Origin of the sequence: Streptococcus sp. 2020WUSS089, assembly GCF_044427405.1 — a bacterium.
GTDB lineage: Bacteria > Bacillota > Bacilli > Lactobacillales > Streptococcaceae > Streptococcus > Streptococcus hashimotonensis.
In genome coordinates this window covers 56,618-70,141 of sequence record NZ_JAOTGD010000006.1, presented here as the reverse complement: position 1 = coordinate 70,141, position 13,524 = coordinate 56,618, and the positions used below count along the sequence as shown (strand labels likewise).

The window sequence follows — 13,524 nt, the reverse complement described above, 5'->3', positions numbered from 1 at the left end:
TATTCATAATCTTTATTATATCACATTTGCAAGTCCTTGACCATGTTGAGAAAGGCTGCTTGCTCCGCTATAACATCATCATTGTCTGATGAAATACCTGCGATAAAGTCTACCATTTCATCATTGGGCTGTTTGACCAATTGTCCCAAGGCCCAGATAGCCGTTGCCATGTGGACCGGATTTTGTTTTTTATCGATGATTTCTAGGAGTTTGGGAATAGCAGAGCGATCATTACTATTAGCCAAGGCTATGATGGCATTGCGCTGGAGAATATTTTTCCCCCGCCAAGAACCAGCAATCATGCCAAATTTTTCCTTGAATTGCCCATTTGACAAGTCCAAGAATGGAATCAGCTCAGGCTCAGCCAAATCAGGGTCGATCTCCACTACAGGTGGACTGGAAATTCCCTTGTTGTAAGGACAACAAATCTGGCAAATATCACAACCATAGATGACCGTCTTGATTTTCTTACGAAACTCCAAGTCCATCATACCCTTATCCTGTGTCTGAAAGGACAGACAGCGACGGGCATTCATGGTCGTATCACCTAATAGACAAGACGTTGGGCAGGCTGCAACACAGCGATTGCAATCACCACAATCGTAATCTACTGGTTGATCTGGTTCGATGTCCAGGTTGGTCACTAATTCTCCTAAGAACATGTAGGAACCAAATTCCTTAGAAATGACTAGCCCATTCTTACCGATAAAGCCAATTCCTGCACGACGAGCGACCGCTGTATCCACCAAAGCTCCTGTATCTACCATAGCCTTGTATTCCAAACCATCCGTCAGTTTCTCAATTCCCCGTGCCAAACGCTCCATCTTATCTTGCAAGATATAGTGGTAATCAAGCCCCCATGAACTAGGGGTAATCTTTCCACGTTTGTATTGGGTCTTCTGCGGTTTGACAGGCAAATGTCGAGGATAAGCTACCGCGATAGAAATGATGGTTTTGGCTGATTCTAACGACAATTTGGGACGGATACGTTCTTCAATGTTCTTATGTTCAAATCCTGACGAACGCCCCTCTTCCTGACTAGCACGAAGTGATTTCTCCAAATAAGCAAAATCATCAGCCGTTGTAAAACCAATCTTCGAAATTCCGATTTCCTGAGATAATTTAATAATCTCTTCCTTAATATTCATTATATTCATTTTAGCAAACTTTGGATATATTTAGCAAGACCTACATAGCTAAATAAGTTATTAATATAACAAAAAACGTTAGCGCAAAACAAAAAATATTCATACGAACATAGGCCTTCTCCCGCCAAATACTGGTCAAGACATACATGACATTAATACCGATTGCTCCCCCTAAACCGTTAGCCAGTAAATCAGTTATATCTGCAACTCCAAGTAAAAGAAGATATTGCAGAACCTCAAAACAGAGACTCACTAACATAATCAAACATAGATTAGCCACCCACGATGCCTTGCGAAATAGCATTTCCATATAAATACCAAAGGGAATAAAACTGACAATATTAAATAGAATTTCTGGAAAATCCAGCACTCCATCATAGACTGCTGTTCCTGCAAACGGAATTAAGTTTATACTAGCATAACCATAGCGTCCATATAAGATGCTCAAGTCCATCTTAAAGACAATCATCCAAGTAAGTAAAAGGAGATAGGCAAAAAATAAAAACATACTCATTTTCTTTGTCTGCATAGAAATTCTCCTCTCAACTAGCATATTTTATCATTATATCATAAATGCTGTTCCATAAAATGTCACTTCTGTGACAAAGCTCGTTCCATATTACAAGTACTTTACATCCTGCTAAAAAACAGAAAAGGAAGACAATACCAAGCCTCCCCTTATTCAAAAAAATATCTTACTTAAAATGTCTGATTGCTATGCTGAAAAGCCTTATATTGATGGATTTGTAGCATCAAACGCTCAAAGTTCGCCTCCTTACATGCTCGCATGATTAAGAAGCAATCAATAAACTTCCACAAATAAAGTCCCAAAAATAACAAGAACCCAATCAAGATAAATAGCGTAACAAAAGATACTGCAAAAGCAATCAGCTTAGCAAATCCCAATTCTTTATTCCCGACATAAAAACGGTCGACACCAAACTCACCGAAGAAAATAGCCAAAATAAGAGCGACAAGAGGGTGACGCATCTCAACCATCATAAGAACGTTTAAAGCCTCATCATCTAAATCTTCTAGTTCTTTTTGCAGAATGAATAACTTATCAGATGGCAAATAACTGCTTTTACTTAAAATATAATTCTGAAGATAATTCATATAAACTCCTACCTCTTCAAAATTATAGCAGTTTCTTATTCTTCAAGCAAGCCTACAGTGGAAAACAGTGTCAGAAATCGTTTACATATTTTCTTTTTTTGCTATAATGAAACTAGATTACAAGGAGGTTCATATGAGAGTTACTATTCATTATCCAAAACCTATCAAACAACTATCCTCCCAAAAACTTCCACTCCTGGTAGATGGAAAAATTGCTGGGACAGTTACTCAAGGAAAAATTCTAAGCTTACCAATTACACAATCATCTGTTACACTAAGCGTTCGAGGGGATAAAAAATCAAGCATTCAAGTTAAAGACGGCGATAGGGTCCAAATAGTGGAAAGTAGTAGGTACCTCACCCTCTACTATTTCAGCTTGGCTATCCTTCCAATTGTCATCTTTTTCCAATTTTCTACGATGATAAAGATAATCCTACTTGCTACATCTCTAATTTTTACATTTTTGGGACAAGTAATCTTCCCAAAATACATTATCAGTACAGAAAAAAGCTCAGACCACTAAATCTGAGCTTTTTCAAATGATATAGTCTTCAGTTTGCTTTTAGTACAAGGCAACGAGTCGCAGACTGTACTGAAGTACGGCAAGGCAAGTTAACGAAGTAATAAAAGATAAGCTGAATAACTATATTAGATAGCTTTTTCATCCAAGCCCAACTTACGTTGAACAAATTTAACAATTTCTACAACAACAACCATGAGACCTGAACCAATTACTGTTACCATCCATTGAGTTGGTGTCAAGATTGAAACCTTGAAGAAGGTATTGAATCCTGGAATCACAACAGTCGCCATCAAGAGCAAGAAGGCTGCTACGATAGACCAGTTAAAGAGCTTGTTCTTGAATGGACCAACGGTAAAGATAGATTGGTAGACAGACTTAACGTTGAAAGCATGCACCAACTGAATCAATCCAAGAGTAACATATGCCATTGTCAAGGCATCTGCATGGATTTCTTCATAAGTACTGTGTTCTGGGTAAAGCAGTGCAAAACCATAGACACCAAGTACTAATGCTGTTTGTAGAATACCCTGATAGACAATAGAGCTCAATACACCACCTGAGAAGAAGCTTGAGTTACGGCCACGAGGTTTGTGCTGCATAACACCTGGCTCAGCAGGTTCAACACCAAGGGCAATCGCTGGAAGTGTATCTGTTACCAAGTTAATCCAAAGAAGATGAACTGGCTCCAATACGTCCCAGCCAAAGAGGGTTGCAAGGAAGATACACAATACTTCAGCTGTGTTAGCTGACAAGAGATATTGGATGGTTTTTTGGATGTTTGAGAAGACCTTACGTCCTTCTTCCACCGCAACGATAATGGTCGCAAAGTTGTCATCTGCAAGGACCATATCAGAGGCACCTTTCGAAACTTCTGTACCAGTGATACCCATACCGATACCAATGTCGGCAGTCTTAAGTGATGGCGCATCGTTAACACCGTCACCAGTCATGGCAACAACCTTACCATCATTTTGCCAAGCCTTAACGATACGAACCTTGTGTTCTGGAGATACACGAGCATATACAGAATATTGCTTGAAGACTTTCTGGAACTCTTCATCCGTCAATTCGTTGAGCTCTGCACCTGTAAATACATGGTCTTCTGTATCGTTTGGATCGATGATACCAAGACGTTTTGCAATTGCCTCAGCTGTATCTTGGTGGTCACCTGTAATCATGATTGGACGGATACCCGCTTCCTTAGCGACACGAACAGCTTCTGCTGCTTCAGGACGCTCAGGGTCAATCATACCAACCAAACCTGAGAAGATAAGGTCGTTTTCAACAATGTCAGATTCCAATTCAGGAATAGCATCCACATACTTGTATGCCATCATCAAGACACGAAGGGCTTGTTTAGCCAACTCTTTGTTTGTTGCAAGGATAGCTTGCTTATCCGCATCGGTAATCGGACGGATTGTACCGTTTTCTTCAATTTGCGTTACACGTTTGAGCAATTGGTCTGGAGCACCTTTAACAGCTACGAAGAAGTTTCCAGCAGCTTGTTGGTGAACGGTTGACATCAATTTACGTGTTGAATCAAATGGCAATTCAGCTACACGAGGCTCAGATACCAAGACTTCACGAACATCAAAGTTTTGATCCAAACCAAATTGAACAAGAGCCGTTTCAGTTGGGTCACCAATCAATTTACCAGTTGGGTCAACCTTAGTATCGTTGGCAAAGTTCATAACACGAAGCGTTGTATTGCTTGCATCCAAAGCTTCTTTAGCATCCACCAATTGACCGTTTGTATAAACTTTTTCAACAGTCATCTGGTTCATAGTCAAAGTACCAGTCTTATCTGATGCGATGATTTCAGTTGAACCAAGTGTTTCAACAGCAGGCAACTTACGGATGATCGAGTTACGCTTAGCCAAGACCTGTGTACCAAGCGAAAGAACCACTGTAACAATAGCTGGCAAACCTTCAGGAATGGCCGCAACTGCAAGAGCTACAGAAGTCATAAGAGCAGGTAAGATACCTTCTCCACGTACAAATACCGAAACAGCCATCGTTACCGCAGCAATTACAAGAACTGCATATGTCAAGACTTTTGATAACTGGTGCAAGTTTTGTTTCAATGGTGTATCAGTCTCATCAGCATTGGCAAGCATACCAGCAATATGACCAACTTCAGTGTACATACCTGTATTTGTAACCACACCAAGACCACGACCGTAAGTAACGTTTGAGTTTTGGTAAGCCATGTTGACACGGTCACCGATCGGTGCATCTTCAGCCAAAACTGCTGACAAATCTTTATCAACTGGTACAGACTCACCTGTAAGAGCTGCCTCTTCGATTTTGAGGGAGTTAGCTTCCAACAAACGCATATCGGCAGGAACAACATCACCTGCTTCAAGCAAGACGATGTCACCTGGTACCAAGTCTTTAGAATCAACCTCGACTACATGATTGTCACGAAGCGCACGCGCAACTGGGCTTGACATGTTTTTTAGCGCCTCAATGGCTGCCTCAGCTTGCCCTTCTTGATAAACACCAAAGGCAGCGTTCAAGATAACCACGGCCAAGATGATAATGGCATCTGTCAAACCGTGTGAACCTTCTGTAATCACCGTCAAGATTGCTGCTGCAATCAAGATAATGATCATCAAGTCTTTAAACTGATCCAAGAATTTAGCTAAGAGTGTGCGTTTTTCACCCTCATCCAATTCGTTACGACCGTAGTCTGCTAGACGTTTGCTTGCCTCATCACTAGACAAACCGTCCAAAGAAGACCCCATGCTTGACAATACTTGCTCTTCGCTCTGTGTATAAAACAAATCGCGTTTTTGTTCTTTTGACAATTTCCTTCTCCTTCTCGGTCTCTTTTTTACTTAACAAATAAAAAAGAGACCTGTCTTATTAAAACAAGTCTCGCTATTTAATATATTGCCGGAAACAAGTCGGATTGACGACAATATCACGGAAATTTCCGCTAGCTACTCCCTCGATTTGTTAACTATTATATCAAAATTCCCGAGAAATTCAAGAATATTTTTCTGGAAATAAGAGATTATTTCCACGAGATTTCCAAATCATAGGAAGCAAAAACTTGCTGGTTCTCCAATCCCTTTAATTCATATTGCAACTGGACACTTTGATCCGAACTGTTTAATTGGTAACGTTTTGTATCGGTCACAAAGTGCTGGATTCCTAACGGTGTAGGAATGGTCACAATAGCTTCTTTACCAGAAATGAATCGCATAATAGACTTCGGAGTGGAAAAGCGTGTCATCACTAACTCTTCTTCGTCACATTTTATGACAACTTTTTCAGCTTCATCGTTACTATAAATGAGATAGAGAGTGCCATCTTTTTCCTTAACTTCCACTTGAAATTGCTGATCCACTACCTCAATCTGCCCGTCCAGATCAATTTCATTTCGTAAATAAATATCCATAGGTCCTCCTACTATTTTTTAATCCTAGTAACAAAGGAAGAACGAAGCAGAGTAAAGCCTGTATACGCTGCAATGAAGACTACCAAAATTTTTAAATTATTAATATCCAAATTTGATAAGAAGAAAGCGGCTGTCAAAACACCCAGCACCCCACCGACAATGATTCCTGGAACTCCTGGCCAGTTTACTCGTCCTGATTGGATAAACTGCTTGGCACCCGCTGTCATAATCATAGCAGCATTCAACATCATAACTGGAAGAGCAACCGCTGGACTAATTCCCATCAATGAGAAGAAGATTAACTCAGGAGCATAGTTACCCAGCCCCATACTCATCAGCATTCCCACCATAAAATCAAAGGCAATACCAACAGCCAGTTTCCAACCAGTTAAGCCCTTTACTTCATTGGTAAGATCTGCGCCAGGATTAGTAATCATGCGATAGACCATGAAACAGGCTGCAATAATTAGTAAAATCCCAAGAATTCGTTGAACTTTCTTTGTATCCCATTTTTGAGTTACCTTGGCACCAACAAAGGCACCCGTAAATGCCGCTGCTGCCATAGCAATCAGAGTGACCATATCAACCTCAACTATCGTAATAAACAATAGCGCCTCTACTAAGACTGGTATGATGTGCGCCGTTGTCATGGTCGCAGGAATTTTACGATCGTCTTCCACCAACTTTGTCAGTTTAAACATAGTGGTTGTCGTTGCAAAGGTTCCAATCCCCAAGGTGTCTAGCAAATCAGTAACATAACCGATACCAAACCCTGTCCAAAATTTCTCTTTTAGAGAAATATCGTGCTTTTTAGCATAGGATAGAATTGTGTAAAGCATCCAAAGAATCAGGGCTACAATAAAGACCTGAATAGTTAATAAGATAATTTGATTATTCATTTCTCCATTATACCAAAAGATTCCATTGGGTACATAGCAATATCCTTGTGTTTTAGAAAAATCAGGAATTTATCTCCCTTTTTTGTTATAATAAAACTATGATAGAAAAAGTATTTCGCGATCCAGTTCATAACTATGTACATGTTGATCATGAGCTGATTTATAAACTTATCAATACAAAAGAATTTCAGCGACTACGCCGCATCAAGCAACTAGGGACTACTTCCTATACCTTCCATGGTGGCGAGCATAGCCGCTTTTCGCACTGCCTTGGCGCCTACGAAATCGCCAGACGGATTACTCAAAAATTTGAAGACAAGTATCCACAAATATGGGATACAAATGAGTCCCTACTGACCATGGTTGCTGCGCTACTCCATGATGTCGGACACGGAGCCTATTCTCATACCTTCGAGCGTCTATTTGATACAGACCATGAGGAAATGACCTGTGCTATTATCACTAGTCCAGAAACGGAGATCAATGCTCTGTTGAAACAAGTTTCGCCTGAGTTTCCAGACAAGGTTGCTAGTGTTATCAAACACACCTATCCAAATAAACAGGTCGTTCAACTCATTTCGAGCCAGATTGATGTTGACCGAATGGATTATCTATTACGAGATTCCTACTTCACAGGAGCGAACTATGGTGAATTTGACCTAACTAGGATATTACGTGTCATTCGACCGACAGAAAATGGAATTGCCTTTAAAGAATCTGGTATGCATGCAGTAGAAGACTACGTTCTCAGCCGCTACCAGATGTACATGCAAGTCTATTTTCATCCAGCAAGCCGCTCTATGGAAGTACTATTGCAGAATTTACTCAATCGTGCCAAACTACTATATACTAGTGAACAGGAGTTTTTTGCACGAACTTCACCTCGGCTATTACCTTTTTTTGAGCATCGTATCCGTCTAACCGACTACCTCAGTCTGGATGATGGAGTTATGAATACTTACTTTCAATCATGGATAGATGGACCAGATCGTATTTTATCTGACTTAGCCCAGCGCTATATCAATAGGAAAGTGCTCAAATCCATCACTTTCAAGGCCGAAGAAGAGGAAGCTTTGGACCGCCTGCGTAGCCTGGTCGCAGATGTCGGTTTTGACCCAGAATACTATACTGCTATTCACCACAACTTCGATTTGCCGTATGACATTTACCGTCCGAATGCAGAAAAGAAACGGACTCAAATTGAGATTTATCGCAAAGATGAAACCTTGGTAGAACTATCCTCTCTATCACCAATTGTTCACTCCCTATCAGGCACAATCCACGGCGATAGCCGTTTCTATTTCCCAAAAGAAATGTTAGAAGAAACAGGGATTTTCGCACCTCAAATAGCTGATTTTAACAGCCATATACATAACGATCATTTTATAATTGGAGAATCAAATGAGCATTAAACTTGTCGCCATCGATATTGATGGTACACTACTAAATAGTCAACACCAAATTACAGCTGAAGTACATTCAGCAATCCAAGAAGCAAAAAAAGCAGGCGTTAAAATTGTTATTGCTACTGGTCGCCCCATTTCCGGTGTTCAAGCAATTTTAGAAGAACTCAATCTTACAGAAGCAGGTGACTACGTCATCACTTTTAACGGTGGCTTAGTCCAAGATGCAGCAACTGGTGAGGATATTGTCAAAGATACCTTGACTTATGAGGATTATCTCGACATCGAATCTGCTGCCCGTAAACTCAAGCTCCCAATGCATGCCAGCACCAAGGAAGGTATCTATACTGCCAACCGTAACATCGGTAAATACACCATTTACGAATCAACACTAGTAAGTACCCCCATTTTCTATCGCACTCCGGAAGAAATGGCTGACAAGGAAATCATCAAAACAATGATGGTTGATGAGCCAGAAATTCTTGATGCTGCTATTCCACTTCTACCGACCAGCTTGACTGAAAAGTACAACGTAGCAAAATCAGCACCATTTTATTTGGAAATCACCCCTAAAACTGTTAACAAGGGACAAGCTATCATTCATCTAGCTGAGAAGCTTGGACTAACAATGGATCAAACTATGGCCATCGGTGACCAAGAAAATGACCGTCCAATGTTGGAAGTTGTTGGTAATCCTGTTGTCATGGAAAACGGAAATCCTGAACTGAAGAAAATCGCCAAATACATTACGAAGTCAAATGATGAGAGCGGTGTAGCCCACGCTCTGAGAGAATGGGTACTGAAATAGCCTCTTAAAATAGCAAAAAAAGCATCGGATTCAAAAGCCGATGCTTTTTGTTATAGTCTTTTAGTTTACTTTTAGTACTAGGCAACGAGCTGCAGACAGCTTGTACAGTCGAGTGACTGTGCAAGGTTGGAGATAGCACTTGCGGAGCAAGTCACCCCTGAAGAGTACGGCAAAGCGAGTTCACACAATCCAGTGGAGTGTCTGAAGTTGGAAATAAGGAAACGGAGTTTCCTCTTACGTCGAAGTAATAAAAGAAAAACTAAATGACTATATTAGAAGTTCAACAAAGCCAAGAAACTTTCTGCTTCAAGTGATGCGCCACCAACAAGCGCACCGTCAACGTCTGGACATGCCATGTATTCAGCAACGTTTGATGGGTTTACAGAACCACCGTATTGAACGCGAACCTTGTCTGCAACTTCTTGACCGAAATCAGCAGCAACAACGTCACGAACAGCTTTACACATGTTTTGTGCATCATCTTTAGTAGCTGATTTACCAGTACCGATTGCCCAGATTGGCTCATAAGCAATAACAAGTGATGCTACTTGTTCAGCAGTCAAGTCTTTCAAAGCTGCAGAAACTTGTGCACCTACAAATTCTACTGCTTTACCAGCTTCGTAAGTTTCAAGTGACTCACCACAACAGATGATTGGAGTCAAACCGTTACGGAAGATTGCATGAGCTTTTTTATTAATATCTTCATCAGTTTCGTGGAAGTAATCACGACGCTCTGAGTGACCGATAACAACATAGTTAACACCCATTTCAGCCAATACTTTTGGAGATGTTTCACCAGTGAAGGCACCTGCATCTTCAAAGTAGCAGTTTTGAGCAGCAACTTTCAATTCAGAATCTTTAGCGAACCACAAGAGAGCGTTCAAATCTACAGCTGGAGCTGCGATAGCTGCTTCAATTTTGTCGCCTGCAGGCAATTTTCCTGCAATTGCCTCAACGAAAGCTTGTGCTTCTTGAGGATTTTTGTTCATTTTCCAGTTACCGGCAATGATTGGTTTACGTGACATTTCACTTACCTCTTCTATATTTATTGTACAAGGTACATTATAGCATAAACTTAGCTAAGATTAAAGAATTTCTGTGCATTTTATGAATACTTACAGAAAAACTCTCTACCCGAAAGTAGAGAGTTACAATTAAGTTGTCTGACTATAATTGTTATTTCTGGGAACTCAATCGAATTAAGCTTCGATTTCTGTAACCATACCTGAACCAACAGTACGTCCACCTTCACGGATAGAGAAAGTAGTACCTTGTTCAACGGCGATTGGGTGGATCAATTCAACGTCGATAGTAACGTTATCACCAGGCATTACCATTTCAGTACCTTCTGGCAATTTGATTGAACCAGTTACGTCAGTTGTACGGAAGTAGAACTGTGGACGGTAGTTGTCGAAGAATGGAGTGTGACGTCCACCTTCTTCTTTAGTAAGGATGTAAACTTCACCTTTGAATTTAGTGTGTGGGTTGATAGAACCTGGTTTAGAGATAACTTGACCACGTTCGATTTCATCACGTTGTACACCACGAAGAAGCACACCAACGTTATCGCCGGCAAGACCTTCGTCAAGTTGTTTACGGAACATTTCAACACCAGTAACAACTGCTTTAGATTTTTCTTCTTGAAGACCAACGATTTCGATTTCGTCGTTGACACGAACAGTACCACGGTCGATACGTCCTGAAGCTACAGTACCACGACCAGTGATTGAGAATACGTCCTCGACTGGAAGCAACAATGGTTTGTCAGTGTCGCGTTCTGGTTCTGGAATGTACTCATCAACTGTGTTCATCAATTCCATAACGATGTCTTCGTACTTAGAGTCACCTTCAAGAGCTTTAAGAGCTGAACCTTGGATAACTGGAAGATCATCACCTGGGAAATCGTATTCTGAAAGAAGGTCACGGATTTCCATTTCAACCAACTCAAGCAATTCTTCATCGTCAACCAAGTCAACTTTGTTCATGAAGACGATAAGGTGTTTAACACCAACCTGACGTGAAAGAAGGATGTGCTCACGAGTTTGTGGCATTGGACCGTCAGTTGAAGCTACTACAAGGATCGCACCGTCCATCTGAGCAGCACCAGTGATCATGTTTTTAACGTAGTCCGCGTGTCCTGGAGCGTCGATGTGAGCATAGTGACGTTTTTCAGTTTCGTACTCAACGTGTGCAGTGTTGATAGTGATACCGCGCTCGCGCTCTTCTGGAGCAGCATCGATAGACGCATAGTCTTTAGGTTGGTTAACTGATGAAGGCAAGCGACGTGCCAATACAGTTGTGATAGCTGCTGTCAAAGTAGTTTTACCGTGGTCAACGTGTCCAATTGTACCAATGTTAACGTGTGGTTTACTACGATCGTATTTTTCTTTTGCCATTTTGGTAAAAGCCTCCAATAAAATATATTTTATAGATAGACAGTAGGCAATACAGTCTAACTTTACCTTACTATTCTATCAAATTGTAGCAGAATTGCAAGCATTTTCTATCGTTTTTTATTTTATCCATGTTCTGCAAGGGCTATTAGCTTCGCTCATAACCTTTTTTATCATCCCATTTTAACCTATTACTCAACTAAAAACACCTCACTTCCGTAGGAATATTGATGTTACCATAGCTACAAGGTGCCACAAATACGAGACTACTGCAACAGACATTTCTCCGTTCAGTCATCCTACGACTCCCTGGCAAGCCTCTTGCTATAAGTATTGAAAATATATTGACTATTTTCACTTAATGATGCAGTTGATAATAAGGCTGAATAGGAATGGACGCGCCAATACTAGAAGAATAAATCCAGTCCTTGCCTTCCAACTGTGCAAAGTCTTCTGCTTTCCCTGTTAAGATAATGCCTGCGAACTCCAACTGATCAATCTCTTCTTGTTTGGTAAAGTCGGTGTTACCAAACTTATCAACAAAGGCTTGCAAGTCATCCACTGGTATGTCCAAATACTGCGCTCGTTTCTGATCTCCTGTTTCTAAGAACTCTTTCATAAAGTCCATACCTGTCATATAGTCTTCTGGCATGGCCGAAAAGACCAGTTGAATATCCTCTGGCTCTAATCCCAAAAGTTGCTCTGGACGATAGTGATAGGTATTTTGTTTCCCTTCTGTCCCTATCCAATACCAATTTTGCTTGAGGTTGCTAGGAATCATCTCCTTGATTTTTGCCAAGCTGTACTTCTTATCAAAGGAAATAGCCACTTCTACTAGTTGACCGCTCATTTCTCTTAGATATGGCAATTCTTTAGCAATCTCTGACTCACTCCACACAATCTGATTCTTATTGTAAAAAATGGGTACCTTGGTATTGGTTGTATGGTCATATAGGTATTTGAAGGTATTCCCAGGTATATGCTGGGCAAAGTCATAATGACTATCAAACAGGTCATAGTAAATTTCATGCTGACCAAAAGCCATAGGAACACCGTCTAAATCCTTGTACAAATTGAAGTAGAGTTTTCCAGATACATAACTTGTGCTTTGGATTTTAATGCCATCATGATTTATATTTGGATAGGCGATTTCCATTAGCATCGTTTGTTCCCACACCTCACGACCTTCTCGTGCACCGACAATTATTTTTACGGTTTGAACGCCAATCAATAATAAGATAAAACCGATGAGCGATGATAGCCCTATTGTCTTCCATAAATTCTTCCGCTTACTCTTTTTTGTCACTTCTTCAAAAGTCTTCATAGTCATATCCTCTCTCTTCTAGCATTTTCCTCAACTGTTTGCGTCCTCGGTAAAGGCTGATTTTTACCCAACTTTTACCAGCACCTAAAATATGCGCAATCTCCTTGATACTCATATCTTGGAAATAATAGAGGTCAATCACCTGCTGGTACTTACTGGGCAAACCTTCCACCGCTTGATAGAGCTCATCATGCCCCTCTTGGTCATAGATCAAAAAATTTTCAGGTCTAAAAAACTCCTTTTGTAAAATTTCATAGTAGCGCTTGTCTCTCCTGTATTTGTCAATGTAGGCCCGAACTGCAGAACGGTAAAGCCAAGCTCTTAGTTTTTCGAAAGGAAGGACAATATCAGATTCAAGCAATTTGACTAGAACATCTTGGGCAATATCCTGACTGTCAGCTGGGCTGGCTCCTGATTTTTGCAGATAGTAGGAAATCTCCTCTGCAATACCAATAATTTCTTTTTCATATTGATCTAGTTTGATACTTATCTCCTCCTTTCACT

Annotated in this window: 13 protein-coding genes; 3 read left to right on the top strand and 10 right to left on the bottom strand. The window is 40.6% G+C overall.

The annotated features are described in order from the left end of the window. Window positions 1–20 precede the first annotated feature (20 nt). The 3 genes from queG to ODU46_RS06500 form a co-directional block, all read right to left on the bottom strand. Window positions 21–1,148 (bottom strand): tRNA epoxyqueuosine(34) reductase QueG, encoded by a 1,128-nt coding sequence (queG, locus tag ODU46_RS06510; protein WP_105115569.1) that lies wholly within the window; start codon window positions 1,146–1,148, stop codon window positions 21–23. Between the two features lie 40 nt (window positions 1,149–1,188). After that, window positions 1,189–1,677 (bottom strand): VanZ family protein, encoded by a 489-nt coding sequence (locus tag ODU46_RS06505; RefSeq protein WP_024406710.1) that lies wholly within the window; start codon window positions 1,675–1,677, stop codon window positions 1,189–1,191. Window positions 1,678–1,847: 170 nt separating this feature from the next. Next, entirely contained in the window at window positions 1,848–2,264 is a 417-nt protein-coding gene (locus tag ODU46_RS06500) for a TM2 domain-containing protein (protein ID WP_024411787.1), read from the bottom strand. Window positions 2,265–2,397: 133 nt separating this feature from the next. Here ODU46_RS06500 and ODU46_RS06495 point away from each other — a divergent pair, with 133 nt between their 5' ends. Continuing rightward, window positions 2,398–2,787 carry a hypothetical protein gene (locus tag ODU46_RS06495; protein WP_105179989.1) on the top strand — a complete coding sequence of 130 codons (390 nt, stop codon included), beginning with the start codon at window positions 2,398–2,400 and terminating at the stop codon, window positions 2,785–2,787. A 125-nt stretch (window positions 2,788–2,912) separates the two neighbouring features. Here the strand turns inward: ODU46_RS06495 and ODU46_RS06490 are convergent, their stop codons facing one another. The 3 genes from ODU46_RS06490 to ODU46_RS06480 all read right to left on the bottom strand — a co-directional run bounded on the left by ODU46_RS06490 (window position 2,913) and on the right by ODU46_RS06480 (window position 7,092). Continuing rightward, entirely contained in the window at window positions 2,913–5,597 is a 2,685-nt protein-coding gene (locus tag ODU46_RS06490; RefSeq protein WP_074391760.1) for a cation-translocating P-type ATPase, read from the bottom strand. 209 nt (window positions 5,598–5,806) lie between these two features. Then, entirely contained in the window at window positions 5,807–6,193 is a 387-nt protein-coding gene (locus tag ODU46_RS06485) for a DUF1934 domain-containing protein (protein WP_024411789.1), read from the bottom strand. A gap of 11 nt (window positions 6,194–6,204) precedes the next feature. Next, the gene (locus ODU46_RS06480) at window positions 6,205–7,092 is read right to left on the bottom strand and encodes a sulfite exporter TauE/SafE family protein (RefSeq protein WP_014637620.1); all 888 of its coding nucleotides are present in this window, start codon (window positions 7,090–7,092) and stop codon (window positions 6,205–6,207) included. A 98-nt stretch (window positions 7,093–7,190) separates the two neighbouring features. Here ODU46_RS06480 and ODU46_RS06475 point away from each other — a divergent pair, with 98 nt between their 5' ends. Further along, the gene (locus ODU46_RS06475) at window positions 7,191–8,504 is read left to right on the top strand and encodes an HD domain-containing protein (protein ID WP_002936179.1); all 1,314 of its coding nucleotides are present in this window, start codon (window positions 7,191–7,193) and stop codon (window positions 8,502–8,504) included. Beyond that, a complete protein-coding gene (yidA, locus tag ODU46_RS06470; RefSeq protein WP_024411791.1) occupies window positions 8,494–9,303 on the top strand; it encodes a sugar-phosphatase in 810 nt (269 codons plus the stop codon). Before ODU46_RS06475 ends, yidA begins: the two co-directional genes overlap by 11 nt. A gap of 272 nt (window positions 9,304–9,575) precedes the next feature. On the opposite strand, the gene tpiA is transcribed toward yidA, so the two are convergent. From tpiA to ODU46_RS06450, 4 genes are all read right to left on the bottom strand, one after another. Further along, a complete protein-coding gene (gene tpiA, locus ODU46_RS06465; RefSeq protein ID WP_004298713.1) occupies window positions 9,576–10,328 on the bottom strand; it encodes a triose-phosphate isomerase in 753 nt (250 codons plus the stop codon). Window positions 10,329–10,502: 174 nt separating this feature from the next. Then, entirely contained in the window at window positions 10,503–11,699 is a 1,197-nt protein-coding gene (gene tuf, locus ODU46_RS06460) for an elongation factor Tu (protein WP_012775011.1), read from the bottom strand. A 355-nt stretch (window positions 11,700–12,054) separates the two neighbouring features. Next, window positions 12,055–13,026: an anti-sigma factor gene (locus ODU46_RS06455; RefSeq protein WP_202848554.1), complete on the bottom strand. Its 972-nt coding sequence runs from the start codon at window positions 13,024–13,026 to the stop codon at window positions 12,055–12,057. Next, entirely contained in the window at window positions 13,007–13,510 is a 504-nt protein-coding gene (locus ODU46_RS06450; RefSeq protein ID WP_202848560.1) for an RNA polymerase sigma factor, read from the bottom strand. Before ODU46_RS06450 ends, ODU46_RS06455 begins: the two co-directional genes overlap by 20 nt. Between the last annotated feature and the right edge of the window lie 14 nt (window positions 13,511–13,524).

Excerpts from the sequence above, each read along its gene's own strand:
- ODU46_RS06455 (WP_202848554.1), bottom strand. The coding sequence starts at position 13,026 with ATGACTATGAAGACTTTTGAAGAAGTGACAAAAAAGAGTAAGCGGAAG.
- ODU46_RS06505 (WP_024406710.1), bottom strand. The coding sequence starts at position 1,677 with ATGCAGACAAAGAAAATGAGTATGTTTTTATTTTTTGCCTATCTCCTT.
- tuf (WP_012775011.1), bottom strand. The coding sequence starts at position 11,699 with ATGGCAAAAGAAAAATACGATCGTAGTAAACCACACGTTAACATTGGT.
- ODU46_RS06495 (WP_105179989.1), top strand. The coding sequence starts at position 2,398 with ATGAGAGTTACTATTCATTATCCAAAACCTATCAAACAACTATCCTCC.
- ODU46_RS06475 (WP_002936179.1), top strand. The coding sequence starts at position 7,191 with ATGATAGAAAAAGTATTTCGCGATCCAGTTCATAACTATGTACATGTT.
- ODU46_RS06480 (WP_014637620.1), bottom strand. The coding sequence starts at position 7,092 with ATGAATAATCAAATTATCTTATTAACTATTCAGGTCTTTATTGTAGCC.
- ODU46_RS06485 (WP_024411789.1), bottom strand. The coding sequence starts at position 6,193 with ATGGATATTTATTTACGAAATGAAATTGATCTGGACGGGCAGATTGAG.
- queG (WP_105115569.1), bottom strand. The coding sequence starts at position 1,148 with ATGAATATTAAGGAAGAGATTATTAAATTATCTCAGGAAATCGGAATT.
- yidA (WP_024411791.1), top strand. The coding sequence starts at position 8,494 with ATGAGCATTAAACTTGTCGCCATCGATATTGATGGTACACTACTAAAT.
- tpiA (WP_004298713.1), bottom strand. The coding sequence starts at position 10,328 with ATGTCACGTAAACCAATCATTGCCGGTAACTGGAAAATGAACAAAAAT.
- ODU46_RS06500 (WP_024411787.1), bottom strand. The coding sequence starts at position 2,264 with ATGAATTATCTTCAGAATTATATTTTAAGTAAAAGCAGTTATTTGCCA.